The sequence below is a fragment of the Actinacidiphila bryophytorum genome (assembly GCF_016916835.1).
Lineage (GTDB): Bacteria > Actinomycetota > Actinomycetes > Streptomycetales > Streptomycetaceae > Actinacidiphila > Actinacidiphila bryophytorum.
This window is the reverse complement of record NZ_JAFFIX010000020.1, coordinates 36,219-62,313: the sequence shown is the minus strand read 5'-3', so window position 1 is coordinate 62,313 and position 26,095 is coordinate 36,219. Positions and strand designations below refer to the sequence as shown.

General features: G+C 74.1%; 24 protein-coding genes and 1 pseudogene. 11 read left to right on the top strand and 14 right to left on the bottom strand.

Annotation, left to right across the window (positions count from 1 at the left end; genetic code table 11):
- Positions 1-42: 42 nt before the first annotated feature.
- From JT723_RS25300 to JT723_RS25285, 4 genes are all read right to left on the bottom strand, one after another.
- Positions 43-945, bottom strand: a complete 903-nt coding sequence (locus JT723_RS25300) for a helix-turn-helix domain-containing protein (RefSeq protein WP_205047086.1) — start codon at positions 943-945, stop codon at positions 43-45.
- 83 nt (positions 946-1,028) lie between these two features.
- On the bottom strand, positions 1,029-1,268 hold the full coding sequence (locus JT723_RS25295) for a DUF397 domain-containing protein (RefSeq protein ID WP_205047085.1): 240 nt from the start codon (positions 1,266-1,268) through the stop codon (positions 1,029-1,031).
- A 134-nt stretch (positions 1,269-1,402) separates the two neighbouring features.
- Positions 1,403-2,761: a M20/M25/M40 family metallo-hydrolase gene (locus JT723_RS25290; RefSeq protein ID WP_205047084.1), complete on the bottom strand. Its 1,359-nt coding sequence runs from the start codon at positions 2,759-2,761 to the stop codon at positions 1,403-1,405.
- A 126-nt stretch (positions 2,762-2,887) separates the two neighbouring features.
- Positions 2,888-5,068: an alpha-galactosidase gene (locus JT723_RS25285; protein WP_205047083.1), complete on the bottom strand. Its 2,181-nt coding sequence runs from the start codon at positions 5,066-5,068 to the stop codon at positions 2,888-2,890.
- A 153-nt stretch (positions 5,069-5,221) separates the two neighbouring features.
- On the opposite strand from JT723_RS25285, the gene JT723_RS25280 reads away from it, so the two are divergent.
- Positions 5,222-6,385 carry an ROK family transcriptional regulator gene (locus tag JT723_RS25280; RefSeq protein ID WP_205047082.1) on the top strand — a complete coding sequence of 388 codons (1,164 nt, stop codon included), beginning with the start codon at positions 5,222-5,224 and terminating at the stop codon, positions 6,383-6,385.
- Positions 6,386-6,427: 42 nt separating this feature from the next.
- On the top strand, positions 6,428-7,078 hold the full coding sequence (locus tag JT723_RS25275; RefSeq protein WP_205047081.1) for a DinB family protein: 651 nt from the start codon (positions 6,428-6,430) through the stop codon (positions 7,076-7,078).
- Positions 7,079-7,331: 253 nt separating this feature from the next.
- Here the strand turns inward: JT723_RS25275 and ligD are convergent, their stop codons facing one another.
- Complete coding sequence (ligD, locus tag JT723_RS25270; protein WP_205047080.1) at positions 7,332-8,216, bottom strand: non-homologous end-joining DNA ligase; 885 nt, start codon at positions 8,214-8,216, stop codon at positions 7,332-7,334.
- 38 nt (positions 8,217-8,254) lie between these two features.
- Between ligD and ku the strand changes: the two genes are divergently transcribed.
- From ku to JT723_RS25245, 5 genes are all read left to right on the top strand, one after another.
- Entirely contained in the window at positions 8,255-9,214 is a 960-nt protein-coding gene (ku, locus tag JT723_RS25265; RefSeq protein ID WP_205047079.1) for a non-homologous end joining protein Ku, read from the top strand.
- A gap of 75 nt (positions 9,215-9,289) precedes the next feature.
- A complete protein-coding gene (locus JT723_RS25260; protein ID WP_205047078.1) occupies positions 9,290-10,900 on the top strand; it encodes an MFS transporter in 1,611 nt (536 codons plus the stop codon).
- Positions 10,897-11,508 (top strand): acyl-CoA-like ligand-binding transcription factor, encoded by a 612-nt coding sequence (locus JT723_RS25255; RefSeq protein ID WP_205047077.1) that lies wholly within the window; start codon positions 10,897-10,899, stop codon positions 11,506-11,508. The genes JT723_RS25260 and JT723_RS25255 overlap by 4 nt, the downstream gene beginning before the upstream one ends.
- A gap of 149 nt (positions 11,509-11,657) precedes the next feature.
- The gene (locus JT723_RS25250; protein ID WP_205047076.1) at positions 11,658-12,389 is read left to right on the top strand and encodes a GNAT family N-acetyltransferase; all 732 of its coding nucleotides are present in this window, start codon (positions 11,658-11,660) and stop codon (positions 12,387-12,389) included.
- Positions 12,390-12,431: 42 nt separating this feature from the next.
- Entirely contained in the window at positions 12,432-13,358 is a 927-nt protein-coding gene (locus JT723_RS25245) for an NADP-dependent oxidoreductase (RefSeq protein ID WP_205047075.1), read from the top strand.
- A 422-nt stretch (positions 13,359-13,780) separates the two neighbouring features.
- On the opposite strand, the pseudogene JT723_RS25240 reads toward JT723_RS25245, so the two are convergent.
- The 3 genes and pseudogenes from JT723_RS25240 to JT723_RS25230 form a co-directional block, all read right to left on the bottom strand.
- Positions 13,781-14,524 (bottom strand): annotated as a pseudogene (locus JT723_RS25240) (ABC transporter transmembrane domain-containing protein); the annotation flags it as partial.
- A gap of 180 nt (positions 14,525-14,704) precedes the next feature.
- On the bottom strand, positions 14,705-15,973 hold the full coding sequence (locus JT723_RS25235) for an ROK family protein (protein ID WP_251512671.1): 1,269 nt from the start codon (positions 15,971-15,973) through the stop codon (positions 14,705-14,707).
- Between the two features lie 297 nt (positions 15,974-16,270).
- Positions 16,271-16,885: a TetR/AcrR family transcriptional regulator gene (locus JT723_RS25230; protein ID WP_205047073.1), complete on the bottom strand. Its 615-nt coding sequence runs from the start codon at positions 16,883-16,885 to the stop codon at positions 16,271-16,273.
- A 115-nt stretch (positions 16,886-17,000) separates the two neighbouring features.
- Between JT723_RS25230 and JT723_RS25225 the strand changes: the two genes are divergently transcribed.
- Complete coding sequence (locus JT723_RS25225; protein ID WP_205047072.1) at positions 17,001-17,711, top strand: SDR family oxidoreductase; 711 nt, start codon at positions 17,001-17,003, stop codon at positions 17,709-17,711.
- A gap of 27 nt (positions 17,712-17,738) precedes the next feature.
- Here JT723_RS25225 and JT723_RS25220 read toward each other — a convergent pair whose 3' ends face one another.
- On the bottom strand, positions 17,739-19,175 hold the full coding sequence (locus JT723_RS25220) for a dihydrolipoyl dehydrogenase family protein (protein WP_205047071.1): 1,437 nt from the start codon (positions 19,173-19,175) through the stop codon (positions 17,739-17,741).
- 161 nt (positions 19,176-19,336) lie between these two features.
- Here JT723_RS25220 and JT723_RS25215 point away from each other — a divergent pair, with 161 nt between their 5' ends.
- The gene (locus tag JT723_RS25215) at positions 19,337-19,933 is read left to right on the top strand and encodes a histidine phosphatase family protein (RefSeq protein ID WP_205047070.1); all 597 of its coding nucleotides are present in this window, start codon (positions 19,337-19,339) and stop codon (positions 19,931-19,933) included.
- A 154-nt stretch (positions 19,934-20,087) separates the two neighbouring features.
- On the top strand, positions 20,088-21,611 hold the full coding sequence (gene lnt / locus JT723_RS25210) for an apolipoprotein N-acyltransferase (protein ID WP_240166162.1): 1,524 nt from the start codon (positions 20,088-20,090) through the stop codon (positions 21,609-21,611).
- On the opposite strand, the gene JT723_RS25205 is transcribed toward lnt, so the two are convergent.
- Positions 21,583-22,482, bottom strand: coding sequence for a Gfo/Idh/MocA family protein (locus JT723_RS25205; RefSeq protein ID WP_205047151.1), 900 nt, complete (start codon positions 22,480-22,482; stop codon positions 21,583-21,585). The genes lnt and JT723_RS25205 overlap by 29 nt on opposite strands.
- A 286-nt stretch (positions 22,483-22,768) precedes the next feature.
- Between JT723_RS25205 and JT723_RS25200 the strand changes: the two genes are divergently transcribed.
- Complete coding sequence (locus JT723_RS25200; RefSeq protein ID WP_205047068.1) at positions 22,769-23,200, top strand: hypothetical protein; 432 nt, start codon at positions 22,769-22,771, stop codon at positions 23,198-23,200.
- Here the strand turns inward: JT723_RS25200 and JT723_RS25195 are convergent.
- From JT723_RS25195 to fabG, 4 genes are all read right to left on the bottom strand, one after another.
- Complete coding sequence (locus tag JT723_RS25195; protein WP_240166161.1) at positions 23,188-23,694, bottom strand: hypothetical protein; 507 nt, start codon at positions 23,692-23,694, stop codon at positions 23,188-23,190. The genes JT723_RS25200 and JT723_RS25195 overlap by 13 nt on opposite strands.
- Before the next feature lie 9 nt (positions 23,695-23,703).
- On the bottom strand, positions 23,704-24,393 hold the full coding sequence (gene ung / locus JT723_RS25190; protein ID WP_205047067.1) for a uracil-DNA glycosylase: 690 nt from the start codon (positions 24,391-24,393) through the stop codon (positions 23,704-23,706).
- Positions 24,394-24,515: 122 nt separating this feature from the next.
- Positions 24,516-25,292, bottom strand: a complete 777-nt coding sequence (locus tag JT723_RS25185; protein WP_205047066.1) for an SDR family oxidoreductase — start codon at positions 25,290-25,292, stop codon at positions 24,516-24,518.
- Between the two features lie 20 nt (positions 25,293-25,312).
- Positions 25,313-26,074 carry a 3-oxoacyl-ACP reductase FabG gene (gene fabG / locus JT723_RS25180; protein ID WP_205047065.1) on the bottom strand — a complete coding sequence of 254 codons (762 nt, stop codon included), beginning with the start codon at positions 26,072-26,074 and terminating at the stop codon, positions 25,313-25,315.
- Between the last annotated feature and the right edge of the window lie 21 nt (positions 26,075-26,095).

Here is a 26,095-nt window from a genome sequence, read left to right as displayed (position 1 = left end):
CCGGACCCGCCGGCCGCGGGGAGGCCCCTTGTGCGCACCAGTTCACCGGTAGCGGCGCAGGGCCTCCTCCAGGATCGCCCTGCTGGCGGCGGGAGTCGCCGCGAGCGCGCTCAGCTCGTCCAGCGCGGCACGGTAGCGGTCGACGTCGTCGAGCCGGTCGAGGTAGACCGCGCTGGTCATGTGCTCCAGGTAGACCACGTCGGGCAGGAAGCCCTGGGCGAACCGCAGATAGGTCACCGCGGCCCCCGGCGTGGCGGCGGCGCTCGCCGCGTAGGAGGCGACCTGCAGCCTGACGCCGGGCTGGCGCAGCACGTCGAGCAGGTGCAACAACTGGCCGCGCATCACCTCGGCGCCGCCGACCGGGCGGTGCAGCACTCCCTCGTCGATGAGCGCCCACAGCACCGGTGCGCCGGGCTCGGCCATCCTGCGCTGGCGCTCCAGGCGCAGTTCCACCCGCTGGGCGTTCTCGGCGGCGGGGGCGAGCCGGTGCCCGCTGTCCACGACGGCCCGGGCGTACTCGACGGTCTGCAGCAGGCCGGGCACGAACTGGGTCTCGTAGGTACGCACCAGGTGCGCGTCGCGCTCCAGGCCGATCAGCGCCTGCAGCCAGTCGGGGACGACCTCGCCGTAGGGCTGCCACCAGTCGGGGCTGGCGGCGCGCTGCACCAGCTGGGAGATCTGGCCGCGCTCGTGGTCGCCGACGCCGTAGAGCTGCAGCAGCTCCTCGACGTCGCGAGTCTTGAGGGAGACATGGGCGGTCTCCATGCGGCTGATCTTCGAGGCGTGGGCGCGGATGTGGCTGCCGGCCGCCGCGGGGCTGTAGCCGCGGCTCTCCCGCAGGGCGCGCAGGTAGTTGCCGAGCACCCTGGACATGGCCCGCGCGCCCATGTCGGGGCGGCGTTCGAACAACGGTAACGGCGATACGGGCTGCGCTTGAGCGGACATGCGAGCTCCCGAGTCATACTGGACGGGCCAGTATTGCACCGCGAAGCCCGCAGTTCGTCCTCCTGGACGTCAAACAGCGGGCTTCACACCGTAAAAGCGTCGAAGTCGCCGTCCTTGGCGCCCTCGACGAATGCGGCCATCTCTGCCTGCGTGTATACCAGAGCAGGGCCGTCAGGGAAGCGTGAATTGCGAACTGCCACGCCGCCGCCCGGCAGTTGGGCAACCTCGACGCAGTTGCCACTCTGGTTGCTGCGGGCGCTCTTGGTCCACTCCACCCCGGAAATGCTGCTGGCCTGCACTCCGTTGCCGATCGACTGCTCCACAGGGCATCGCCTCTTTCCTGAGTCCACCGGGCTCGTCCGTCGCTCCAGCACCGCGGACCGCGGCACTCACACACACCTCTACCCGGCAACTGCATCTGCAATTCCCGATGCAATTGCATTCGTTGGTTGCGGGCTCAGCGCGGGGTGCCGCGCTGAGCACGGAAGGCGGCGGCGTACTCGCGCAGGAAAGCGGCCTCGGCGATCACCGCGCCGCGCAGTTCCGACAGGAGCACCCGCTCGTTGGGCGCGTGCAGGGCGCACAGGCCGTCCTGGGCGCCGAACAGCAGCACCTCCGCGTTCGGCGCGGCCCTCGCGAGGCCGTTGACCAGCGGGATGGATCCGCCGCTCGCCGCGAACTGCGGCTCGGCGCCCCAGCCTTCGCGCAGCGCGGTGCGGGCCGCCCGGTAGGCGGGGCCGCCGGTCGCCGCCTCGAAGCCGGGTCCCGCGTCGCTCGGCGTGACCGTCAACTCGATGCCGTACGGGCGGCTTTCGCGCAGGAAGCGGACGAGCGCACCGGTGGCCTCCCGCGGGTCCTGCCGCGGGTGGACCCGCAGGTTGAGCTTGGCGCGGGCGTAGGGGACGACCGCGGAGGCGGCGCCGTCGACGGACGGGGCGTCCAGGCCGATGACGGTGATCGCCGGTCCGCTCCACAGCCGCTCCCCCAGGCTGCCGCTGCCGGTCAGCGGCATCCCGTCGGCCACGGCCGCCAGTTCGCGGAACTCCCGCTCGGTGTACGAGGCCCCGTCCCACTCCTCGCGGCGCAGCCCGGGCACCGCCACGTCGCCCCGCTCGTCGTGCAGCCCGGACAGTGCGCGGACCAGGGCGAGCAGCGCGTCGGGGGCGGCGCCGCCGAACCCGCCGCTGTGCCGGGCCTCGGCCAGCGTCCGCACCTCCACCACGACCTCGGCGACACCGCGCAGCCCGGTGGTGAGGGTCGGGGTGCCGGGCCGCAGGTTGCCCATGTCGGCGATCACCATGGCGTCGCAGGCGAAGCGATCCGGGTCGGTTGGCGGGTGGTCGTCGAAGGCGCTGCCGTACTCCTCCTGGCCCTCGATGACGATCTTCAGCCCGGTGGGCGGCCGGCCCCCGTAGGCCCGCAGCACCCCCAGGTGCGCGATGACGTTGGACTTGTCGTCCGCGATGCCGCGCGCCCGCAGCCCGCCCTCGACCGGGGTGGGTTCGAAGGGCGGGGACAGCCACAGCGACTCGTCGCCCGGCGGCTGCACGTCGTAGTGGCCGTAGAGCAGCACGGTCGGCGCGTCCGGGTCCGGCGGCGGCACCTCGGCGTAGATCACCGGCGAGGTGCCGGGCAGGTCGATGCTCTCGACGTGCTCGACGCCCGCCTCCCGCAGCAGGGCCACCAGCAGGTCGTGCGCCCTGATCACCTCCGAGCGCGGATAGCCGGGGAAGGCGATCGAGGGGATCTCCGCGAGCCGCACCAGGTCGGCGGTGAGGCCGTCCATCAGGCCGTCCACGGTGCTGCTGAGGTCCATCGGGTGTGCTCCCTGATCCCGTCGTCGTCCGGCCGGGTCCGCCCGCCGGTCCCTCGCTCTGCACCCTGTCCACCGGGCGCCGCCGCCGCAGCCGGGGTGGGCCGAACGGACGAGGCCCGCTGCCGCTCAGGCCGTGCGCACCTCCAGCAGCAGGGCGTGGGCGGGGTTCAGCGTGGGCATCGGCAGACCGGCCAGCGACAGCACCGTGCCGGGCAGCGGCACCCAGTCCTCCAGGGCCGCGGTGAACCAGGCGGGGCCCGAGGTCTGGTGCAGCGAGGGCAGCCCGAGGTCGGTGCGGACCCGGACCCGGTAGTCCGCGCCGGGGGCCAGGCCCGGCAGCCGCACCCGGCCCGACTGGCCTTCGGGCGAGGTCGCCAGCCGCGCCCAGCAGTAGAGCGCGGCCGAGGAGTCGGCGGCGACGACGCCGTGCAGCAGGACGGCCTCACCCGGCAGGTCGGCGCGCACCTGGCGGCCGCTGTGCAGCAGCGGGCGCAGCTCGCGGTAGAGGGCGGTCCACGCGGTGATCCTGGCCAGCTCGCCCGCGTCGCAGCGGGTGAGGTCCTGTTCGATGCCGGGGTGGCAGAAGAGGCTGGTGGCCATGCGGAAGGTGTCGGCGGTGACCCGTCCTGTGGTGTGGCTCTCGGCGGCCCCGACGTGCGCGCCGATCAGCTCGGGCGGCAGCAGTTGGCCGGTCCACCGCTGGATGGTCTGCCGCTCGACCGGGTCGTTGCAGTCCGAGGTCCACACCCGGTCGGTCCTGGCGAGCACGCCCAGGTCGATCCGGCCGCCGCCGGACGCGCAGCTCTCGATCTCCAGTGCCGGGTGCCGTTCGCGCAGCGCGTCGAGCAGCCGGTAGAAGGCCTCGACCTGGGCGTGCCCGGCGGGCCGGTCGCCCGGGCCGTGCACCGCCTCGTGCAGTTCCCGGTTGTGGTCCCACTTGATGTAGGCGATGCCGTACTCGGCCACCAGGGTGTCGAGCCGCTCCAGCAGATACGCCCACGCGCCGGGGTGCGAGACGTCCAGCACGTACTGGTGGCGCGAGGTGGGGCCGCGCCCGCGGGCGGGGCCCAGGATCCAGTCGGGGTGCTCGCGCGCCAGGCGCGAGTCCGGGTTGACCATCTCGGGTTCGAACCACAGCCCGAAGTCCATGCCGAGCGCCCTGACGTGGTCGGCGAGCGGCCCGAGGCCTTCCGGCCACATCTGCGGGTCGACGTACCAGTCGCCCAGGCCCGCGTTGTCCGAGCGGCGGCCGGTGAACCAGCCGTCGTCCAGCACGAAGCGCTCCACGCCGACCTCGGCGGCCCGGTCGGCGAGGCGGCGCAGCCGGTCCAGGTCGTGGTCGAAGTAGACGGCCTCCCAGCTGTTGAGCACCACGGGGCGCGGGGTGCTCGGGTGGCCGGGGCGGGCGCGCAGCAGGGCGTGGAAGCGGTCGGCCAGGCCGTCGAGCCCGTCGGCCGACCAGCCGAAGTGGCAGACCGGGGTGCGGTAGGTCTCGCCCGGGGCGAGCCGGATCTCGCCCGCGCGCAGCAGCTCGCCGCCGCCGAGGACCGCCGCGTGCACGCCCGCGCCCTCTGGGAGCTGCTCGACCAGGTAGCGCTGGTCGCCGCTCCAGGCGACGTGCACCCCCCACACCTCGCCGTCCCGGAAGCCGAACCCGGGCACTCCCGCGGCCAGCAGGTACGGCGAGTCCAGGCCGGGCTTGCCGCGCCGCACCTCGCGGACGTAGGAGCCGTGGCCGAGCGGGCGGCGCTGCGGCTGCCGCTCCCTGCTCCACTTGCCGGTGAAGTCCAGCACCTCGCTGGCGCGGGCCGGCAGCGGCAGCAGTGTGGAGACGCGGGCGAGGTCATACGGTTCTGGCCCCGCGTCGGACCTGCGGGCCAGCTGCGCGCTCACGCCGAGTACCCCGGAGGGCTCCAGGCGGTAGGTGACGGTGATGTCGAGGGCCGCTGCGGCGTCGGCGAGGGTCAGTTCGACCTCGCCGCCGCCGGCGTCGAAGGTGCGCTGGGCGCTGCCGGTGAGCACCGGGCCCGGGGCTGCGGCGCCGCCCGCGAGATGGCCCTCGTGGGCGGGGGTGCCCGACCAGCCGTCGGCCTCGGTCGGCCACACGGTCAGGCGGCGCGGCTGGTCGATGGCGTTGTTGAGGACGGCGCCGTCCGCGGTGAGGGCGAGGGCCGCCGCGTCGGCGTCCGACAGCTCGCCGGGGTCGGCGCCCCAGTGCAGGACCCGCGGCACCGGCTCGGTCAGCTCCAGGACCAGGGCGGTCCCCGCCGCGCGCAGGGTGGCGGTCCGTGCGGTGGCGTTCTGCATGGCGGGGGTCCTCTCCTCGGGTCCCGGCCGAATCTAGGCTGAGTTTCCTTCCGTGGTCAACATATTCACAGCCTGCTGACAGCAGGTCAGGGATACGGGGCCGGGCCTGTCGGACACCTTGCTGTTTTCCGGTGGAAAGGTAAGGTCGGCCGCATGACGCTCGCCGGGCGGCCGCCGGCCGCCGCCCTGGTCTTCAGGACACTGCTGGTGCACGGCCCCCTCACCCGGGCGGAGCTGGGGCGCCGCACCGGCCTGTCGCCCGGTGCGGTCACCAAGGTCGCCGCTCCGCTGCTGGCCGACGGCTGGATCGCGGAACTGGGCCGCCCCGAGGGCGAGCGGGGCAGCGGCCGGCCCGCGACGCCGATGGCCGTACGGCCCGAGCGCGCGCGTTTCGTCGGGGTCAAGGTCACCGGCGACGAGCTGATCGGGGTCCTCACCGACCTCACCGCCGCCCCGCTCGCCGCCCGCCGCGCCCCGCTGGCCTCGCGCGACGTCGACAGCGCGGTACGTGCGGTGGCCCGGCTGGTGGCCCGGCTGCGGGCGGACGGCGGGGCGGCGGCGCAGGCCGGCGCCGAGTCCCCTGGCGGGGTGCACGGCATCGGCGTGACCCTCGCGGGCGACATCGACGCGCGGGCCGGGACCGTGCAGTACTCGCCCTTCCTCGACTGGCGGCAGGTGCCGCTGGCCCGGCTGGTCGAAGGTGCCGCGGGTGTGCCGGCCGTGGTCGAGAACGACGTGCGGGCGCTGACCGTGGCCGAGCAGTGGTTCGGCGCGGGCGCGGGCCTGTCGTCCTTCGCGCTGGTCACCGTCGGCGCCGGGATCGGCTGCGGCATCGCGGTCGAGGGCCGGGTGGTGTCGGGGGCCTACGGGGTCGCGGGCGAGGCCGGGCACCTGCCGGTCGGCGGCGACCGGGTCTGCACCTGCGGCAACACCGGGTGCGTGGAGGCGGTCGCCGCCACCCACGCGATCACCGAGCAGGCCAGGCAGGCCACCGGGGACCCGGAGCTGACCATGGCCGCCGCGGTGCGGCGCGCACACGCCGGCGACCCGGCCGTACGCGAGGTCTTCGCCCGCGCCGGGCGGGCGCTCGGCCTGGCCATGGCCTCGATCGCCAACCTGGTCGGCCCGCAGCGCATCGTCATCTCCGGCGAGGGCGTGGCCTCCTACGACCTGTTCGCCGACGCGGTCCGCGCGGCCTTCCGCGCCCAGGCCTTCGGCGCCGCGGCCGACTGCGACCTGGTGGTGCGGCCGCTGCCGTTCGAGGCCTGGGCGCGCGGCGGCGCCGCGGTTGCCGCCCAGCGGATCTTCGCGCCCTGACGCGGTGGGCCGTACGGCCCCCGGCGGTTGTACCGTCCCGGCATGACTTCCGCACCGAAGGACCTCCCGGGACCCGTGACCGCAGACGACGTCGACCTCGCCGTACAGCTCGCGGTGGCCGCCCTGCAGGACGTCCCCGACAGCGGCTGGGACCAGCCGGCCGGCACCCTGGAGTGGACCTGCTGGCAGACCGCGGAGCACCTGGCGGACGACCTCTTCGCGTACGCGCTCCAACTCGGGCCGCGAAAGCCCCCGCTGACCACGCACGTGCCGGTCACCTGGCGCCGGGAGACGCCGGGCGGCCCGGCGAGCACGGTCTTCGTGGACCGGGCGGAGGGCGGCGCGGGCCTGCTCCAGGTGCTCGACGCCTGCGGCGCGCTGCTGACCTCGATGGTCCGCACCACCTCGCCCGCCGTGCGCTCGCACCACGTGTTCGGGGTGTCGGACCCCGCGGGCTTCGGGGCGATGGGTGTGGTCGAGACGCTCGTCCACACCCATGACATCGTCTCCGGGCACGGGCTGCCCTTCGAGCCGCCGGCCGGGCTCTGCGCCAGGGTCTTGCACCGGCTCTTCCCCGACGCGCCCGCCGACGCCGAGCCGTGGCCCGCGCTGCTGTGGTCCACGGGCCGCACGACGCTCCCGGGCCTCGCCCGGCAATCCAGCTGGCGCTGGCACGGAGAGCCGAGCTCATAGCTCTCCGGGCCGGGCGCGCGAGGGTGCCCCTTGCGCTGGCCTTGCACCCTCCGGTGCGTGGCGGGTTGCACGCGCAGTTCCCCGCGCCCCTGGAAGACGCTCACCCTCGCAGGCAGACGGCACCGCCTCAAAGCGCCACCTCTGCGGGAGAGGGCACCCCTCAGGGGCGCGTGGGGGTACCCCCCTCTGGGGGAGAACGGAGCGCCCCCGTCCACGGCGGGAAGGACGCAACGCCACAGCAAGGGGCAATCACCTAAGGGAGCGGGGCCGCCGCGTCGGCGGACAGGAGGGGGGACAGGAGGTCGCCGTGGGTGGCGAGGCGCGGGGGGAGGTCGGCGAGGGTGAAGGTGAGCTCCGCGGGGGTGGCCGCGGAGGCCACCTCGGACCATGCCAGCGGCGTGGAGACCGTCGGAAAAGGCCGGGCCCGTACCGTATACGGCGTCGCCGTCGTCTTCTTCGCCGAGTTCTGCGACCAGTCGATGAACACCCGCCCGGCCCGGTCCGCCTTCGCCATGCGGGAGACCACCCGGTCGGGGTGCGCGCGTTCCAGTTCCTGGGCGACGCGCCGGGCGTAGGCGGAGGCCTCCCGCGAGTCGGCGCCGCTCAGCGCGGCGTAGAGGTGCAGGCCCTTCGAGCCGCTGGTCTTGGCCCAGGTCTCGATGCCGTCGGCGGCGAGCCGCTCCCGCAGCAGCAGCGCCACCTCGCAGCAGTCGATCACCGTGCGGCCGGGGCCGGGGTCGAGGTCGACGACCAGGCGGTCGGCGGTTCCCGGCGCCGCTGAGCGCCACTGCGGGGTGTGGATCTCCACGCAGGCGAGGTTGGCCGCCCACATCAGGGTGGCGAGGTCGTTGACCTGGACCTGCGGCATGAGTTCGCCGCTGCTCCTGAGCGTTTCCGCGGTCGTCACCCAGTCGGGCGTACCGGCGGGCGGGCGTTTCTGGAAGAAGCGCTGGCCCTGCACGCCGTCGGGGGTCCGCACGAAGCTGACGGGGCGTCCTGAGCAGTGCGGGATGAGGACTTCGGCGACGCTCGCGTAGTAGTGCAGCAGCTCGCCCTTGGTGGTTCCGGTCTCCGGCCAGAGCACCCGGTCGAGGTGGCTGAGCTTGATCTGGCGGCCCTCGACCTCGGTGATCGGCATACCATAAAGATCCCATAGCCCCACAAAAAGGACACGCTATGCGCAGCGTCTGGAGCGGGACCCTGGCCTTCGGCCTGGTCTCCATCCCGGTGAAGCTCGGATCCGCGGTGTCGAGCCACAAGATCAGCTTCCGGCAGATCCATCTGGCCGACCAGGGCCGGGTGCGCTATCAGAAGACCTGCGAGCTGGACGAGGAGGTGCTGACCTCCGCGGACATCGGCCGGGCCTTCGAGACTCCGGACGACCAGCTGGTCGAGGTCACCGACGCCGACCTGCAGGCGCTGCCGCTGCCGACCGCCAAGACCATCGAGGTGAGCGGCTTCGTGGAGGCGGCCTCGGTGGACGCGATGCAGCTGGACACGCCGTACTTCCTGGCGCCGTCCTCCCCGACGGCGAACAAGCCGTACGTCCTGATGCGCGAGGCGCTGGCCCGCTCGGGCAAGGCGGCGGTCGGCAAGTTCGCGATGCGCAACTCCGAGCACCTGGCGCTGATCACCGCACGCGACGACATCCTGCTGCTGCAGACGCTGCGCTGGCCGGACGAGCTGAACTCGGCGGCCGACGCGGTGCCGCGCGGCAAGGTCAACATCAGCGACAACGAGCTGCAGCTGGCCGACACCCTGATCGAGGCGCTGGGCGAGGCGGACCTGTCGGCGTACCACGACGAGTACGCGGCCGCGGTCGAGGCGCTGGTGACGGCGAAGCTGGAGGGCGCGGAGCCGCCGGCCGCGGGCGGGGAGGGCCGCGGCGGGCAGGTGGTGGACCTGATGTCGGCGCTGCAGGCCTCGGTGGACCAGGCCAAGGACAGCCGCGGCGGCGGGGAGGGGCGGCACGCGACGGTCACCGAGCTGAGTTCCAAGGGCGACCGGGAGGGGACGTCCGGCAAGCGCACCGCCAAGAAGGCGGCGAAGAAGACGGCCGCCAAGAAGACCGCGGCACGCAAGACCGCGGCCAAGAAGCCGGCGAAGAAGGCGGCGGGCCACCGCAAGGCAAACTGAAAGCTTACTGTCATTTGACATGAGACAGCTTCCTGGGAGTTACTGTCTTTAAGCAGTCGACTTCCAGGAGGCGTCATGTCCGTCCCCGTAGCAGCTCCTCCCCCGCTCGCGGACTCCCCGCGCCGCTGGTGGGCGCTGGCCGCCCTGACCCTGAGCGTGCTGATCATCGCCCTGGACGGCACCGTCATCACCGTGGCGCTGCCCACGCTGTCAGGCGAACTGGGCGCCGACAGCGCCCAGTTGCAGTGGATCAACGGCGGCTACCTGCTGGCCCTCTCGGTGGCGATGCTGCCGGTCGGGCTGCTCGGCGACCGCTACGGCCACAAGCGCGTCCTGGTCGGCGGCATCACCCTGTTCGGCCTGGCGTCGCTGGCCGGCACCCAGGCGGACTCGCCCGGTCAGCTGATAGCGGTGCGCACCGTCCTGGGCCTGGCCGCGGCGATGATCATGCCGGTGTCGATGGCCGTGCTCCCCCGGGTCTTCGGCGCCGCGGAACTGCCCAAGGCGATCGGCGTGTGGACCGCGGCGACCGCGGTGGGCATGCCGGTGGGACCGCTGGTGGGCGGCTGGCTGCTCAACCACTTCTGGTGGGGCTCGGTCTTCCTCTTCAACGTCCCCGTCGTCGTGCTCGCCCTGGCCGCCTCGGTGTGGCTGCTGCCGTCGGACCGCACCAGGCAGCGCACCGAGCCCGCGCCCTTCGACACCGTCGGCACCGTGCTCAGCGCGCTGGGCATCACCGCCCTCGTCTACGGCACGATCCTGGTCCCCGACGACGGCTGGGGCAGCCCGAAGGTGCTCGGCGGTGTCGTCGGCGGTGCGGCACTGCTCGCCGTCTTCGGCTGGTGGCAGCGGCGGTACGCGCACCCGCTGGTGGACCTGCGGCTGTTCGCCGACCCGCGCTTCCGCTGGGGCACCCTGATCGCGGTGTTCGTGAACTTCGCCCTGATGGGCATCATGTTCGTCGTCCCGCAGTACCTGCAGGAGGTGCTCGGGCACGACGCGTTCGGCACCGGGCTGCGCATCCTGCCGCTGATCGGCGGATTGATGGCCGCCGCCACACTCGGCGAGACGCTGGTGCCGCGGCTCGGCGCCCGGGTGGTGGTCGCGGCCGGGCTGCTGGTCTTCGCCGCGGGCACCCTGGCCGGCGCGGCCACCGGCAGCGGCGACGGATACAGCTATGCCGCGCTGTGGCTGACCCTGACCGGCTTCGGCTTCGGGCTGGCCGTGGTCCCGGCGACCAGCCTGGTCATGGCGTCGCTGCCCGCCGAGCGGTCCGGCCGAGGCACCAGCCTGCTGGAGACCGTGCAGCAGGTCGGCGGGGTGCTCGGCGTCGCGGGCCTGGGCAGTCTGCTGAGCGCGGGCTACCTGGCCCGGCTGAGCACCGGCGGGCTGCACGGGCAGGACGCCGCCGCGGCCCGCGACTCGGTCAGCGGCGCAGGCGCGGTGGCCGCCCGGCTGGGCGACCCCGGCCTGCTGGACTCGGCGCACCGCGCCTTCGTGCACGGCATGAGCCTCGCGCTGCTGGTGTGCGCGGCCATCGCGCTGGCCGCGGCCGTCCTCGCGGCGCTCCTCCTGCCGGGCAAGGCGGCGGACGCAGCCGCGAGCGAGGCCGTGTCCGACGCCCAGGCACCGGCCGCGCGCGAGGTCGCCATATCCGCCGCCGACAACGGACAATCGCTGGCATGAACGCCAAGGAGACCCCGACCGTGCCGGAGCCGGGCCTGCGGGAGCGCAAGAAGCAGCGCACCCTGCAGACCATCAGGCGCGAGGCCTACCGCCTCTTCGCAGCCCAGGGCTACGAGGCCACCACCGTCGACCAGATCGCCGACGCGGCCGAGGTCTCCCCCAGTACCTTCTTCCGCTACTTCCCCACCAAGGAGGACGTCGTCCTCCGCGACGAGTACGACCCCGCGCTCGTGGAGGCGCTGCGGGCCAGGCCGCAGGGCGAGCCGATCATCGACTCGATCCGGTACGCGCTGACCGACTCGCTCGGGCGGCTGCTGGAGGAGGACCACGACGAACTGCTGCTGCGCACCCGGCTGGGCTTCACCGACCCGGCGATCAGGGCGCGCTCCTGGGACGAGCTGCAGCGCAGCCAGGACGTGGTGGCCGCGGTGATCAGCGAGCGCACCGGCCGCGACCCCGACGACCTCGACGTGCACTGCGCCGCCGCCGCGCTCATCGCCGTTGCGACCGCGGTGGTACGGCACTGGGTGCGGCACGACGGCAAGGTGGACCTGGTCGCCCTCTACGACCGGCAGTTCGCCCTGCTCGCCGCGGGCGTGCGCTTCTGACCCCCGGCCCGCGAGCGGGTACGGACCCGGGCAGCGGGAGTTCCCAAGGGCCGAGACGGTGCCGGCTGCGGGATTTTCCCGCCGCGTGATCGGGTTGCCCACGGTGAGCGCCGGCGCCCCCGGCGCAGAAACGGAGCAGCACCCCGATCATGTCGACCCGACTCGATCCCTCGCACCCGTCGCCGCCGCGGGAGTCCGCGGAGCCGCACGTCCTGGACAACGCCGCCTGGGCCGCGCTGAACGGCCCGCACCGGCACCTGGCGCAGACCGTCGGCTCCGCCGCCCGGTACCGCACCGACGTGTCGCCCTTCGTGGCCGTCGCCGACCCCGGGCAGCCGCAGTCCTGGGCGGACCTGGCCGACCTGGTCGGCGCGGGCAACTCCTTCGCCATCGCCGGGGTGCAGACGCTGCCCGACGGCTGGGACACCGGCCAGTCGGGGCAGGGCGTCCAGATGGTCGCAACAGCCGTCGAGGCCCGCACCGACCCCGAGGCCGAGCGGCTCGGCCCGTCCGACGTGCCGGAGATGCTCGCCCTCGTCGAGCGGGCCAAGCCGGGACCCTTCCTGCCCGGCACCGTCGAGATGGGCGCCTACTACGGCATCCGCCGCGGGGGCCGGCTCGTCGCGATGGCCGGCGAGCGGCTCCGGCCGCCCGGCTGGACCGAGATCAGCGCGGTCTGCACCGACGACGAGCACCGCGGCCAAGGGCTCGCCTCCCGGCTCGTGCTGCACACCGCAGCCGGTATCGGCGCCCGCGGCGACACGCCGTTCCTGCACGCCGCCGCCGTCAACACCGGTGCGATACGGCTGTACGAGTCGCTCGGCTTCACGCTGCGCCGCAGCACGCTCTTCCACTTCCTCCAGGTCCCCGGCGACCGCTGACCCGCGCCGACCCGCACTGATCCGCACCCCCAGGAGCACGCCATGCCCACCGCCTACCTCCACACCGCCTTCGGCGGCCCCGAGACCGAGGCCTTCGCCGACCTGCCTCGGCCGGTGCCGGGACCCGGCCAGCTGCTCATCGCGGTAAGGGCCGCGGGCGTCAACCCCGTCGACTGGAAGCGGCGCGGCGGCTACCGGCGGGCCGGCGGCCCGCCCACCGACCTGCCGTCGGTCTTCGGCAGCGAGGCCGCCGGCGTGGTCGAGGAGGTCGGCCCCGGCGTGGAGGGCTTCGCGCCCGGCGACGAGGTCTTCGGCAGCACCGACACCGGCGGCTACGCCGAACTGACGCTGCTGCCCGCGGCCGGCACCGCGCACAAGCCGGCCGGCCTGTCCTGGACCGACGCGGCCACCCTGCCGGTGGCGGCGGCCACCGCCTACGACGCCCTCGTCCAGCTCGGCCTGCCCGCCGGGGCGACCCTGCTGGTCAACGGCGTCGGCGGCGGTGTCGGCGTCTCCGCCGCGCAGATCGCCCGGCACGCCGGGCTCACGGTGGTCGGCACGGCCAGCGCCGCCAAGGGGGACTTCGCGAAGTCCCTCGGCGTGATCCCGGTGGCCTCGGGGCCGGGTGTCGCGGACCGCGTCCGCGCCGCTGCCCCCGGCGGGGTCGACGGGCTGCTCGACCTCGTCGGCGGTGACTCGCTGCGCGAACTTGCGCCACTGGTCGGTGAGCGGTCCCGGCTGGTCAGCGGTGCGGACAAGGCGCTGGCCGTCGAGCTGGGCGGCAGCGCCATCGTTCGCGCCCGTACGGGCGCGGTCCTCTCGGCGGTTGCCGCCCTGGTCCTCGACGGCGCCCTCGACCCCCACGTCACCCGCACGTACCCCCTCGCGGAGGCGGACCAGGCCCTCCGGGCCGTGGAATCCGGCCACACCCGCGGCAAAATCGCCCTCACGATCCCCCCGCGCCCCTGACCCTTGCGGTGCGCTTGCCCCCGGGTGCGTCGTGGTTCCCCGCGCCGTTCCCCGCGCCCCGGGGTGATTGCCACTTGCTGTGACGGTGCCTTCTTTCCGCCCGTTCGGGCGGGGCGCGCAGTTCCCCGCGCCCCTGGTGGTTGCCCCCACGGAGGAGGGTGAGCGTTTTTCAGGGGCGCGGGGAACTGCGCGACAAGCCACGACGGCGGGGAAGGCGAACGCACCGCTAGGTGTTCTGTCCTGGGAGGTTGTGGACAGTGGTGATGATCACGGTCGTGTGATCTTGAACGGGTGAGGGCCTTCCGGGTTCGGTGTGGATTGCGACGTCCCACCGGCCCGGAAGGCCCTCATGCCACACCGTAATGCACCTCTGACCGAGACCGGTCGTCTGCGTCTGGCCCGCTGCGTCGTGGACGAGGGCTGGCCGCCAGGCGCAGGTCGCGTACGTCGGTGCCGCCGACCTTCACCGAGCCGGACGCCACGTCGTAGAAGCGCGGCAGCAGGGCGGCCGCGGTGGACTTGCCGGAGCCCGCGGGGCCGATGAGGGCGACGGTCTCGCCGGGGGCGATGTCCAGGGAAAAGTCGCGCAGCAGCGGTTCGCGGCCTGCCCCGTAGCCGAAGGTGACGTCCTGCCGGCTGATCGACAGGGGTCCCGCGGGCAGGTCGACGGCGTCGGGCGCGTCGGTGATGACGGGGGCCTCGTCGATGACTTCCAGGACGCGTTCTGTGCCGGCCCGTGCCTGCTGCCAGACGGTGAGCAGGGTGGCGACCTGGCGGACCGGGGTGACGAAGGAGCCGAGGTAGCTGGTGAAGGCCAGGAAGGTGCCCAGCGAGATCCGGCCGTTCAGGGCGAGCCAGCCGCCGAGCGCGAGCACCGCGACCTGGCCGAGTGCGGGGACGGCCTGCAGGGCGGGGGTGTAGCGGCTGGTGTAGCGCACGACCCGCAGCCGGGAGGAGAACAGCCGCCTGGCCTTGGCTTCCAGGCCGGCGAGTTCGCGCTGCTCCTGCCCGAAGCCCTTGACGACCCGGACGCCGGTGACGGCCGCCTCGACGGTGGCGGCGACCTCGGCGGCCTCCTGCTGGGCGTGCCGGAATGAACGGGAAATGCAGGGGCGGGCGCGGCGGCGATCAGGCCCCGACGGTGCTGCGACAACACGCACAATGGGCGGTGCCTGCGGCCCTGCCGACGGGCGAGCGGAAGGAAAGCGCCGCTATCGGCACCTGCTCCGGATTCCGCTGCTCACCGTTCATGTGTCCATTCTCGCTTCCGGCTCGCGCCCGGGTCAACAATGCAACTGCCTGAATTAAGTCGGATATTGCGGCGGCCGGGCCGGTATGACACCTGCTCAGCACACGGCCGGCAGCGCGGGCCACGGTCCGAGCGGGTCGGCGTAGAGCGCCCCGAGCGCCACCGCGGCGCCCGCGACCGGCAGGACGGAGCCGGTGAAGCTGCTCGGCACCACCGCTCGCTCCGGGTCGTCGCAGACCCAGGAGCGGGCGGCGACCTCGGAGCGCAGCACGCCCAGACACTCGGGGAGCCGTCCGGCGCCGGGTTCGACGACCACCACGACCTCCGGGTCGAACATGTCGAGCAGCAGGGCGACGGCCCGGCCCACCAGCAGCGCCCGCCGCCGGAAGAGGTCGACCGCCCGCGGCTCCCCGGCCAGCGCGAGGTCGAGCAGCGCCCGGAAGTCGGGGACGTCCAGGCCGCGTTGTACGGCCCGCCGCACGAGCGCGGGCTCGGAGACCTCGGACTGCAGGCAGCCGGGCGTGCCGCACGTACAGGGCTCGGCTTCGGGTGCGCCGGGGCCGACCGGCAGGTGGGCGACGCTGCCGGCGCCCGAGCGGGGGCCGCGGTGGACGCCGCCGGAGGTGGCGAAGGCGGCGTCCACGACGGCGCCGACGAAGAGGAGCACCGCGCTCTTGCGGGTGGCGACCGCGCCCAGCAGCTGCTCGGCGCGGGCCAGCGCCCGGGAGTGGCTGTCGACGTGCACGGGCAGTCCGGTGGCCGCGGCCAGGACCTCACGGGCCGCCACGTCGCGCCAGCCCAGCCGCGGGTGGTCCACGATCACCCCGGCGTCGGGGTCCACCCACTGGCCGGTGGCCACACCGAGGCCCAGCACGGTGCGGCCCTGCGCGTGGGCGGCGACCAGCCGGGGCAGCCGGGCGGCGAGCCCGGCGAGCACCTGCTGCGGGTCGGTGCCGGTGTGCGGCCGGCGCTCGACGGCGGCGAGCCGGCCGCGCAGGTCCATCAGCGCCAGGGTCGAGTGGGCGACGGCGATGTGGGCGCCGGCCACCAGGTGGCGGCTGGTGTCGATCTCCAGCGGGATGTGCGGGCGGCCGAGTCCGCGCGGCCCGGCGGTCTCCGGGCTCTCCCTGACCAGCCCGCGGGCCAGGAACTGCGCGCTGTGCCCGCTGACCGCGGCCGGGGACAGGCCGGTCAGCCGGGCGACGGTGCTGCGGGCGACCGGGCCGTGGTCGAGGATCGCGCCGAGCACGACGCCGGCGGCCGGCTGGCGGCGCGGCGGTCCCGCGGGCGGCCGGGCGTCGGCTCGGCGCAGCGGGGTGGGGGGCAGCGGTGCGGTGTCGCGGCGTTCGGGCGGCAGGGCAACCACGGTGGCCTTCCAGGTCGGTCCGACGGCGGCGGGGCGTACCTGCGGTCCGCCCCGGCGGTGGACCGGGCGGGCGGGCAGCCTCGTGGGGGCTCCTCGGGGAGCCGTGCTGTCAGACCTGGTGACACGCGGCGGAGCACACACGCTTGAGGTCGACATGACCTCGCGTCGTCAGGTGTGTGGTGCGCTGCATGCCGCGCAACGTAACCGGCGCGGGCGCGGCGGGCCAAACACCTGCCCACATGATGGACGCCATGACCACGGTGTGGAACACCGCTGGACCGCGGGTCCCGGGCGGCCTCAGGCCCTGACGCCCGCCGCGTCGATCAGCGCGGCGGCGGTGGTGACCGCGAGCCCTTCCAGGGTGTCGGCGCCGATCCCGGCCCTCGCGCTGCCCCCGTCGAAGACCAGCGTCAACTGGCGGGCCAGCAGCTCGGGATCGGCGGCGCCGCCGCGTTCCGCCTCGGCGCGGAAGAAGTCGGTGAGCACCTGCTTGCCGCGCGCGGCGACCACGCTCGCGGGGTGCACGGGGTCCTTCAGCTCGACCTGGGTGGCCAGGAAGGGGCAGCCGCGGTAGTCGGCGGAGAGCGCGGTCTGCTCCAGCCGCTCGAATACGTGCAGCATCCGGGCGCGGGGCTCGGCGGGGCTGTCCGGCGGCGGCATGACCAGGGCCTGGTAGCCGGCCGAGGACCGCTCGAGCGCGGCGGCCAGCATGTCGTCCTTGCCGGTGAAGAGCTGGTACATCGAGCGCTTCGAGACACCGGCGGCCTTGCACAGCGCGTCGATCCCGGTGCCCACGCCCTGCCGGTAGAAGAGCGCGGACGCGGTGTCCAGCAGGCGGTCTCGCGACGAGCCCTTCGCGGCGGGCGCCGGCTCCTGTGCGGGCGACCCCTGGTGCTTCGTGGTGGTGGCCATGGTCCGAGACTACCGCGCGGACTCGACAGGGGAAACAGATCGGTTTACAGTGGGTGGAAACCGATCGGTTTCCTCCGGTCGGGAGCACAGCCACACCCCTACCGAAGGACCAGTCATGCAGATCGAAGGCGCAGTCGCACTCGTCACCGGCGGCAACCGGGGCCTCGGCGAGCAGTTCGTGAAGGCGCTGCTCGACGCCGGCGCCGCCAAGGTCTACGCGGCCGCCCGCAACCCCGCGAGCGTGCGGGTCCCCGGGGCGGTGCCGATCGCCCTGGACATCACGGACCCCGCCTCGGTACGGGCCGCGGCCGAGCAGGCGCAGGACGTCACCTTGCTGGTCAACAACGCCGGCAGCTCCACGGGAGCGGCCATCCTCGACGGCGCACTGGACGCGTACCGCACGGAGTTCGAGACCCACGTGCTGGGCACCCTGGACGTGAGCCGGTCCTTCGCGCCGGTCCTGGCCCGCAACGGCGGCGGCGCGGTCCTCAACGTGCTCTCCGTGCTGTCCTGGGTCACGCTGCCCGACACCGCCGCCTACTCCGCCGCGAAGTCGGCCGAGTGGTCGGTGACCAACGCTCTGCGGGTGACGCTGGCGGAGCAGGGCACCCAGGTCACGGCGCTGCACGTCGGCTACATGGACACCGACATGGCCGCCGCCGTCACCGCGCCCAAGCTGGACCCCGCGGACGTGGCGCGCACCGCGCTGGCCGGCCTCGCCGACGGGGCGCACGAGGTGCTCGCCGACGACCTCAGCAAGCAGGTCAAGGCGGGTCTGGCAGCCGACCCGACCGCGCTCTACCCGCAGCTCGCGGGGACGAAGTGAGCTGAGTTCCCGGCGTGCCCGGCCGGGTCAGCCGCGGTAGGTCTCCAGCAATCGCAGCCAGACCTCGCTGACCGTCGGGTAGGCCGGGACGGCGTGCCACAGCCGGTCCACCGGCACCTCGCCGGCGACCGCCACCGTCGCCGAGTGCAGCAGCTCGCCGACCCCGGGTCCGACGAAGGTGACGCCCAGCAGGACGTTGCGGTCCAGGTCCACGACCATCCTGGCCCGGCCGCGGTAGTCGTCGCCGTACAGGCTGGCGCCCGCGACCTGGGCCAGGTCGTAGTCCACGACCTTGGTGCGGCGCCCGGCCTGCTCCGCCTCGGCCGCGGACAGGCCGACTGCGGCGACCTCGGGGTCGGTGAAGACCACCTGCGGCACCGCGGAGTGGTCGGCGGTCGCCACGTGCGCGCCCCAGGGCGCGTCGTCCACCGGCTCGCCCTTGGCGCGGGCGCCGATCGCCGCGCCGGCCATCCGGCCCTGGTACTTGCCCTGGTGGGTGAGCAGCGCCCGGTGGTTGACGTCGCCCGCCGCGTACAGCCAGCCGCCCTCCACCCCGGTGACCTGGCAGGTGTCGTCCACCCTCAGCCAGCCACCGGGCTTGAGGCCGACGGTCTCCAGGCCGATGTCGCCGGTGTGCGGGGCGCGTCCGATGGCGAAGAGCACCTCGTCCGCGCTGACCCGGGCGCCGCCTTCGAGGCCGATCCTCACCTCGCCGTGGGCGCCGTCCCGCTCGACCGAGGCGACGTTCGCCCCGAATCGCACGTCGACCCCGGCCTCGCGCAGCGCTTCGGTGACCATCTCGCCGGCGAAGGGCTCGACCCGGTCCAGCAGGCCGCTGCCGCGTACCAGCAGCGTGACCTGGGAGCCGAGCGCCTGCCAGGCGGTGGCCATCTCCACCGCGACGACACCGCCGCCGACCACTGCGAGCCGCCGCGGCGCCTGCTTGGCGCTGGTGGCGTCCCTGCTGGTCCACGGGTGGACGTCGTCGATCCCCGGCATGGGCGGCAGCGCCGCGGTCGTCCCCGTGCAGACCGCCACCGCGTGCCGCGCGGTCAGCCGTACGGTCCCGCCCTCGGGGGTGGTGACGGCCACCTGGCGCGGACCGTCCAGCCGGCCGTGGCCGCGTACCAGGTCCACGTCGACCGACTGGAGCCAGCCGACCTGGCCGTCGTCCTTCCAGTGCGAGGTGAAGTCGTCGCGCCTGGCCAGCACCGCCGGGGTGTCGAGCGGCCCCCGCACGGCGCGCTGGATCCCCGGCAGCCGGCGGGCGTCGGCGAGCGCGAGGGCGGGGCGCAGCAGCGCCTTGCTGGGCATGCACGCCCAGTACGAGCACTCGCCGCCGACCAGTTCGCTCTCCACCACCACCGTGCTCAGCCCCGCGGCACGGGTGCGGTCCGCCAGATTCTCACCGACCGGTCCTGCACCGATGACGATCACGTCGTAGGTGCGGGGGGCGTCGTTCATGGCAGCTCCTGTTGCTGTCGGCGGACGGCGGGGCGGTCGGGGGCGCGCGGTCATCGTAAGACGCCGTCGTGACAGGTGAGACCTTCCCGCCGCCCGCGTGTCACACGCGTGCGACGTATGATCAATTCGGGGCGCCGAACGGCGTCGCAGGAGGTGCGGCAATGGGCGAACTGGTGCTGATCCGGCACGGTGAGACCGAGTGGAGCCTGACAGGGCAGCACACCAGTTACACCGACCTGCCGCTCACCGCGAACGGCGAGGCGCAGGCCCGCTCGCTCGCCCCGCTGCTCGCCTCCCGGCACATCTCCTGCGTCCTCACCAGCCCGATGCAGCGCGCCCGCGACACCGCGAAGCTGGCCGGCCTCGACGACACCAGGGTCGACCCGGGCCTGCACGAGTGGGACTACGGCGGCTACGAGGGCGTGACCACCCGGGAGATCCTGCGCGAGCGCCCCGGCTGGGACCTGTGGACCGACGGCGTGGTCCCGGGACCCGAGGGCCATCCGGGTGAGACCCCGCAGCAGATCGGCGAGCGCGCCGACCGGGTCCTGGCCCGGGTCGAGGCGGCCTTCACCAACGGCGAGGGCGGCGACGTGGTGCTGGTCGCCCACGCCCACCTGCTGCGGGTGGTGACGGCCCGTCGGCTGGGCCTGCCGCCCGCCGACGGCGCCCTCTTCCAGCTCGCCACCGGCACCGTCAGCAGGATCGGCTCCGAGCACGGCCGCCATGTGCTGACCTCCTGGAACCGGCTGCCCTGACCGCAGGGGCACTCGCCCGCCGGCCGGACGGGCACCCGACACGCCGTACGCCCGCATGTCGGCGCCTGACCGGAAGACGGGGAAGCGACGACACTGGTCGCTCCACACCCCGGCAGGCGGACGGCGGGGTTCGCCGACAGGTCAGGGAGCGCGTATGACGGTGACGGCCCAGGAACAGCGGACGCGGCTCGCGTCGCCCTGGACCCGCGGCGCTGCCGCGGCACTTGCCGGGGCGCTGCCCGCGCTGGCCTTTCCCGCACCGTCGCTGTGGTGGCTGGCCTATGTGGCCCTGGTGCCGTGGATGCTGCTCGCGCGCTCCGCGGCAAGTCCGCGCCGGGCCGCGCTGGACGGGTGGCTGGGCGGCGCCGGCTTCATGCTCGCCGTCCACCACTGGCTGATCCCGAGCCTGAACGTCTTCATCGTGGTGCTGGCGCTGCTGCTCGGCGCGCTGTGGGCGCCCTGGGGCTGGCTGGTGCGCCGGCTGCTCGGCGCGGGTGCGGTGGGGCCGCCGCGGGTCGGGCCCGCGCTGGTGCTGCTGCCGTGCGGCTGGCTGATGGTGGAGCTGGTGCGGTCCTGGCAGTATCTGGGCGGTCCCTGGGGGCTGCTGGGGGCCAGTCAGTGGCAGGTGGCGCCCGCGCTGCGGCTGGTGTCGGTCGGCGGGGTGTGGCTGGCCAGCGTGCTGGTGGTGCTGGTGAACACCGCCGTGGTCGCGCTGCTGGCCGTCCCCGGGATCCGCAGGTCCGCCGCCGGGGCGCTGCTGGCCACCGCGGTGCTGACCTGCGCGGTCTGGCTGTGGACACCGCGCCCCGGGGAGGCGGGCAGCACCAGGATCGCGGTGGTGCAGCCGGGGGTGGTCGCCACCGGCGACGCGCGGCTTGACCGGGAGGTGCAGCTGACCCGGCAACTGGCCGGCAGCCACCCGGACCTGGTGGTCTGGGGCGAGAGCAGCATCGGCGTCGATCTGAGCGCGCGCCCCGACGTGGCCCGCCGGCTGGCCGCGCTGTCCCGGCAGGTCGGCGCCGACCTGCTGGTCAACGTGGACGCGGCGCGGGCCGACGGCAGCGGCATCTCCAAGACCTCGGTGCTGATCGGCCCGGACGGGCCGGTCGGGCCGACGTACGACAAGATGCGGCTGGTGCCGTTCGGCGAGTACATCCCGCTGCGGTCGGTGCTCGGCTGGGCGACCTCGGTGGGCAAGGCGGCGGGCGAGGACCGGCAGCCGGGCAGCCGGCAGGTGGTGATGGACGCCGGGGGCCTGCGGTTCGGGCCACTGGTGTGCTTCGAGACGGCCTTCCCCGACATGAGCCGCCATCTGGCGGGCGACGGCGCCCAGCTGCTGGTCGCCCAGTCCTCCACGTCGTCCTTCCAGCACAGCTGGGCGCCCGCGCAGCACGCGTCACTCGCCGCCCTGCGGGCCGCGGAGGACTGGCGCCCGATGGTGCACGCCACGCTGACCGGTATCAGCGCGGTCTACACCGCCGACGGCCACCGGGTCGGCCGCAGGATCGGCACCGCACAGAGCACCACCGCGGTCTACCAGGTGCCGCTGGCCTCGGGCCGCAGCCTGTATGTGCGCTTCGGCGACTGGGTGCCGCACCTGGCGCTGCTGCTGGTGCTGGCCGCGGCGGCCTACGAGCTGACGCGCGCGGTCAGAGGGCCTGTTCCCGTACCTCGGTGACGATCCGTTCGCACAGCTCGTGGGTGGCCAGCGCGTCGCGTGCGTCCAGTACGGTGCCGGCGCGGACCGCGTCGAGGAAGGCCAGGGTGATCTGCTCGATGCCCCGCTGCCGGGCGACCGGCACCCAGTCGCCGCGGCGGCGCACGGTCGGCTGGCCCTTGTGGTCGACGACCTCGGCGAGGTTGAGCACCTGGCGCCTGGTGTCGGCGCCGCTGACGTCGAGGCTCTCCTCGACCGAGCCGCTCATCCGGTTCATCGAGCCGATCGCGGTGAAGCCGTCGCCCGACAGCTGCAGCACGATGTGGTGCAGCAGGCCGCCCTCGACCTTCGCCGAGACCCTGACCTCCTCGACCGTGCCCGGTGCGAGGAAGCGCAGGGTGTCCACGACGTGGATGAAGTCGTCGAAGACGACCTCGCTGGGGACGTCGGCCAGGCCGACGCGGTTCTTCTGCAGGAAGATCAGGTCCCGCGGGTGGTCCAGGCACTGCAGGTAGCCGGGCGCGTGGCGGCGGTTGAAGCCGACCATCAGCGGCACCCCTCGCTCCTCGGCGAGCGAGACCAGGCGGCGGGCGCCCGCGGCGTCCCTGGCGAGCGGTTTGTCGACGTAGACCGGCACGCCCGCCTCGATGACGCGGGCGGCGATGTCGACATGGTGCTCGGTGGGCGCGTGCACGAAGGCGGCGTCCAGGTCCTGGCCGAGCAGCGCGTCGAGGGTGGTGTGCCGGTGCGGCAGCCGGTAGGCGTCGCCGATCCGGTCCAGGGTCGCGGGGGTGCGGGTCTGCAGGTGGATCTCCAGGCCCGGCTGGGCGGTCAGCACCGGAAGGTACGCCTTCTGCGCGATGTCACCGAGTCCGATGACGCCGATCCTCAGGGGGGCGCTGCCCGAAGCCATCCGTGCTCCTTGTGCCGGTCTGCTGCGGCGGCGGCCGGCCGTCGGGGCCGGCGCCGCTGTGGCCGTGTGCCGTGGTGCTGGTGCCGTACTTCCCCTGGCCGCAGGGGTGTCACCGCAGCATACGGGCCTGATCGCGGGCGGCTTCCGGCCGGGGTGCCGCGGGGCTGCGCTCACCCGGGCGGGTGAGCGGCGGGTATGCGCCGGCGGGCCTTTCACCCCTGCGGGGACTGTCGGGTGCCGGTGGCGTGCGGGCAGTGTGGGCGGGGTGCGCCTGCTGCCCGCTGCGGTGCTCCTGCTGGCGGTCTGCGCCGCCGCCGGATGCACCACCGTCTCCGCTCCCCCGCCCGCCGCCGTCCCGGCACCGACCCGCCCGGCACCCGGCGTGGTTGAGCTGACGCCACCGCCGGCCCGGCCGCTGCTGGCGACCGTACGGCCGGACGCCGGGGAGGCGCGTGTCGCCACCGGAGCCCCGTCGGGGGCGGTACGGACGCAGAGGCGGCGGCCGGCCGCGAAGCCGCACGGCACGCCGCCGGTCAGGCACCGGGCGCCCCGCTCGGGGGCGCCACGGCCCCGCCCGGCACCGCGGGGCGGCGGGAGCGGCCTGACGAGCGGGGTGTGCGCGCTGGGGCGTACGTACGGCGGCTGGGCGGCGGGCAGCGCCGCCGCCACCATCTGCGCGCGGGCCTACGGCAGCTGACCCGAACCGGTCAGCCGCAGTTCGAGGCGGCCCACCGCGGCCCGCACCCCGTCGCCGTACGCGTCCTGCGCGAGGTCGCCGCAGGCCTTGCGGGCCAGGCCCAGGTGGCTGAGGGCCAGCCGGTCCTCGCCGACCCGGGCGTAGGCCGCGGCCAGGTTGAGGTGCAGCGACGGGTAGAAGCCGCGCACCTGGCCGGCCCTGCGCTCGTCGCCCGCCGGCTCGGCGGCCACGGTGTCCGCGGCCCGCAGCGCCCGCAGGTCCCAGGACAGCTCGTCCTCCGGGTCGTCCTGGGTGTCGGCCAGGTAGTGGGCGACAGTGCAGCGGTGCAGGGGGTCGCCCTGCTCGCCCAGCTCCGCCCACAGCGCCGTGAAGCGGTTGCGCGCCTCGTCCCGGTCCCCGGCGTGCAGCAGCATCACCACCTGCCCGATCCTGCCCGTCATGGCGTCGTCCGCGGCCGCCGGGTCGCCCATCGGCGCCTCCTGATGTCCTCGCATCCGACGACGCTAACCGGCGCGCACCCCCAGATCGGGGATGCGCCAGTCGATGGGCTCGTGCCCCTGCGCACGGACCGCCGCGTCGATCTGCGTGAAGGGGCGGCTGCCGAGGAAGAGCTTGGCCGACAGCGGCGAGGGGTGGGCGCCCTGGATGACGGTGTGCCGGGCGGTGTCGATCAGCGGCAGCTTCTTCTTGGCGTAGTTGCCCCACAGCACGAAGACCGCGGGGTCGGTGCGCGCGGACACCGCGGTGATCACCGCGTCGGTGAACTTCTCCCATCCCTTGCCCTTGTGGGAGTTGGCCTCCGCCTCACGGACCGTCAGCACCGCGTTGAGCAGCAGCACGCCCTGCTCGGCCCAGGGCAGCAGGTAGCCGTTGTCGGGCACGGGGTGGCCCAGCTCGTCGCGCATCTCCTTGAAGATGTTGCGCAGCGAGGGCGGGGTCCGCACACCGGGGCGGACCGAGAAGCACAGCCCGTGGCCCTGGCCCTCGCCGTGGTAGGGGTCCTGGCCGAGGATCAGCACCTTGACGCGGTCGAAGGGCGTCGCCTCCAGCGCCGCGAAGACCTCCTCGCGGGGCGGGAAGATGCGGTGCTCCTTCCGCTCCGCCTCCACGAATTCGTCGAGCTGCTGGAAGTAGGGCTTGTCCAACTCCTCGCCGAGGACGCTCTGCCAGGAGTCGGGCAGCATGCTGGGCACGTCGGGAACCTCCGGTACGCGATCCGTTACTGCGTCAGAACGTACCGGCAGGCACTGACAACGCCCGCATCGCGGCGGACCTCCGGCCCCGGGTGCGGCCCGGGGCCGGGTGCTCAGGGCGGTCAGGCGCCGCCCGCGCGCAGGAAGAGCCCGCCGTCGATCACCAGGTTCTGGCCGGTGATCCAGCCGGCCTCGTCGCCGAGCAGGAAGGCCGCGGCGCCGCCGATGTCGTCGGGCACGCCGAGCCGCCCGAGCGGGTAGCCGGCCGCGGCCTCCTCCTCGCGGCCCTCGTACAGGGCTGCGGCGAACTTCGTCTTGACCACCGCGGGGGCGATGGAGTTGACCCGCACGCCGGGCGCCATCTCGGCGGCCAGCTGCACCGTCAGGTTGACCATCGCGGCCTTGCTGATGCCGTAGGCGCCGATGAAGGGCGAGGGGGCGAGCCCGGCGATCGAGGTGATGTTGAGGATCGCGCCGCCGTTGTCCTTCTGCCAGGCCTTCCAGGTCTGCTGGGCGAAGCCGAGCGCGGAGATCACGTTGGTCTCGTAGACCTTGCGTGCGACGCCGAGGTCGAGGTCGGCGAGCAGGCCGTAGACGGGGTTGGTGCCCGCGTTGTTGGCCAGGTAGTCGACCCGGCCGAAGGCCTCCATGGTGCGCTCGACGGCGACCGCCTGGTGCGCCTCGTCGTGGGCCTTGCCCGCGACGCCGATCACCCGGTCGGGGCCGAGCCGCTCGACGGCCTCCTTGAGCGCGTCCTCGTTGCGTCCTGTGATGCACACCCGGTCGCCGCGGGCGACCAGGGCCTGGGCGATGCCGTAGCCGATGCCGCGGCTCGCGCCGGTGACCAGGGCGACCCTGCCGGTGTCCGCGGCGGGGGTGGTGCTGGGGAGCTGGTTCATGATGTCGGGCCTCCGGCCGGTCAGTCGAGCGGGCCGCCGGCCACGTACAGCACCTGTCCCGAGACGAATCCGGCGTCGTCGCCGGTGAAGAAGGCGATGGCGCCCGCGACGTCCGCGGGCCTGCCGACGCGCTGGACGGGGATCTGGGTGGCGGCGGCGGTCTGGAAGTCCTCGAAGTCCATGCCGACCCGGGCGGCGGTCGCGGCGGTCATGTCGGTGACGATGAAGCCGGGGGCGACCGCGTTGGCGGTGACGCCGAATTTGCCCAGTTCGATGGCGAGGGTCTTGGTGAAGCCCTGCAGTCCCGCCTTGGCGGCGGCGTAGTTGGCCTGGCCGCGGTTGCCCAGCGCGGAGGACGAGGAGAGGTTGACGACCCGGCCGAAGTGCGCGTCGACCATGTGGCTCTGGACGGCGCGGGTCATCAGGAAGGCGCCGCGCAGGTGGACGCCCATGACGGTGTCCCAGTCGCCGGCGCTCATCTTGAACAGCAGGTTGTCGCGCAGCACCCCGGCGTTGTTGACCAGGACGGTCGGCCTGCCCAGTTCGGCGGCGACCCGCTCCACGGCGGCCTGGACCTGCGCCTCGTCCGACACGTCGGCGCCCACCGCGACGGCCCGGCCGCCGGCCCCGGTGATGGTCTCGACGGTGTCCTTGCAGGCGCTCTCGTCGAGGTCGAGTACGGCGACGGCGCGGCCCTGCTCGGCCAGCCGCACCGCCGTGGCGGCGCCGATTCCGCGGGCGGCGCCGGTGACGATCGCGACGCGCTGCTCGGTGCTGGACATCTGTTCTCCTCAGCCCTGTGG

Bases quoted from the DNA above. Each gene is read 5' to 3' on its own strand.
- JT723_RS25300 (WP_205047086.1), bottom strand. From the start codon at position 945: ATGTCCGCTCAAGCGCAGCCCGTATCGCCGTTACCGTTGTTCGAACGC.
- JT723_RS25290 (WP_205047084.1), bottom strand. From the start codon at position 2,761: ATGGACCTCAGCAGCACCGTGGACGGCCTGATGGACGGCCTCACCGCC.
- JT723_RS25285 (WP_205047083.1), bottom strand. From the start codon at position 5,068: ATGCAGAACGCCACCGCACGGACCGCCACCCTGCGCGCGGCGGGGACC.
- JT723_RS25280 (WP_205047082.1), top strand. From the start codon at position 5,222: ATGACGCTCGCCGGGCGGCCGCCGGCCGCCGCCCTGGTCTTCAGGACA.
- JT723_RS25275 (WP_205047081.1), top strand. From the start codon at position 6,428: ATGACTTCCGCACCGAAGGACCTCCCGGGACCCGTGACCGCAGACGAC.
- ligD (WP_205047080.1), bottom strand. From the start codon at position 8,216: ATGCCGATCACCGAGGTCGAGGGCCGCCAGATCAAGCTCAGCCACCTC.
- ku (WP_205047079.1), top strand. From the start codon at position 8,255: ATGCGCAGCGTCTGGAGCGGGACCCTGGCCTTCGGCCTGGTCTCCATC.
- JT723_RS25260 (WP_205047078.1), top strand. From the start codon at position 9,290: ATGTCCGTCCCCGTAGCAGCTCCTCCCCCGCTCGCGGACTCCCCGCGC.
- JT723_RS25255 (WP_205047077.1), top strand. From the start codon at position 10,897: ATGAACGCCAAGGAGACCCCGACCGTGCCGGAGCCGGGCCTGCGGGAG.
- JT723_RS25250 (WP_205047076.1), top strand. From the start codon at position 11,658: ATGTCGACCCGACTCGATCCCTCGCACCCGTCGCCGCCGCGGGAGTCC.
- JT723_RS25245 (WP_205047075.1), top strand. From the start codon at position 12,432: ATGCCCACCGCCTACCTCCACACCGCCTTCGGCGGCCCCGAGACCGAG.
- JT723_RS25230 (WP_205047073.1), bottom strand. From the start codon at position 16,885: ATGGCCACCACCACGAAGCACCAGGGGTCGCCCGCACAGGAGCCGGCG.
- JT723_RS25225 (WP_205047072.1), top strand. From the start codon at position 17,001: ATGCAGATCGAAGGCGCAGTCGCACTCGTCACCGGCGGCAACCGGGGC.
- JT723_RS25220 (WP_205047071.1), bottom strand. From the start codon at position 19,175: ATGAACGACGCCCCCCGCACCTACGACGTGATCGTCATCGGTGCAGGA.
- JT723_RS25215 (WP_205047070.1), top strand. From the start codon at position 19,337: ATGGGCGAACTGGTGCTGATCCGGCACGGTGAGACCGAGTGGAGCCTG.
- lnt (WP_240166162.1), top strand. From the start codon at position 20,088: ATGACGGTGACGGCCCAGGAACAGCGGACGCGGCTCGCGTCGCCCTGG.
- JT723_RS25195 (WP_240166161.1), bottom strand. From the start codon at position 23,694: ATGCGAGGACATCAGGAGGCGCCGATGGGCGACCCGGCGGCCGCGGAC.
- JT723_RS25185 (WP_205047066.1), bottom strand. From the start codon at position 25,292: ATGAACCAGCTCCCCAGCACCACCCCCGCCGCGGACACCGGCAGGGTC.
- fabG (WP_205047065.1), bottom strand. From the start codon at position 26,074: ATGTCCAGCACCGAGCAGCGCGTCGCGATCGTCACCGGCGCCGCCCGC.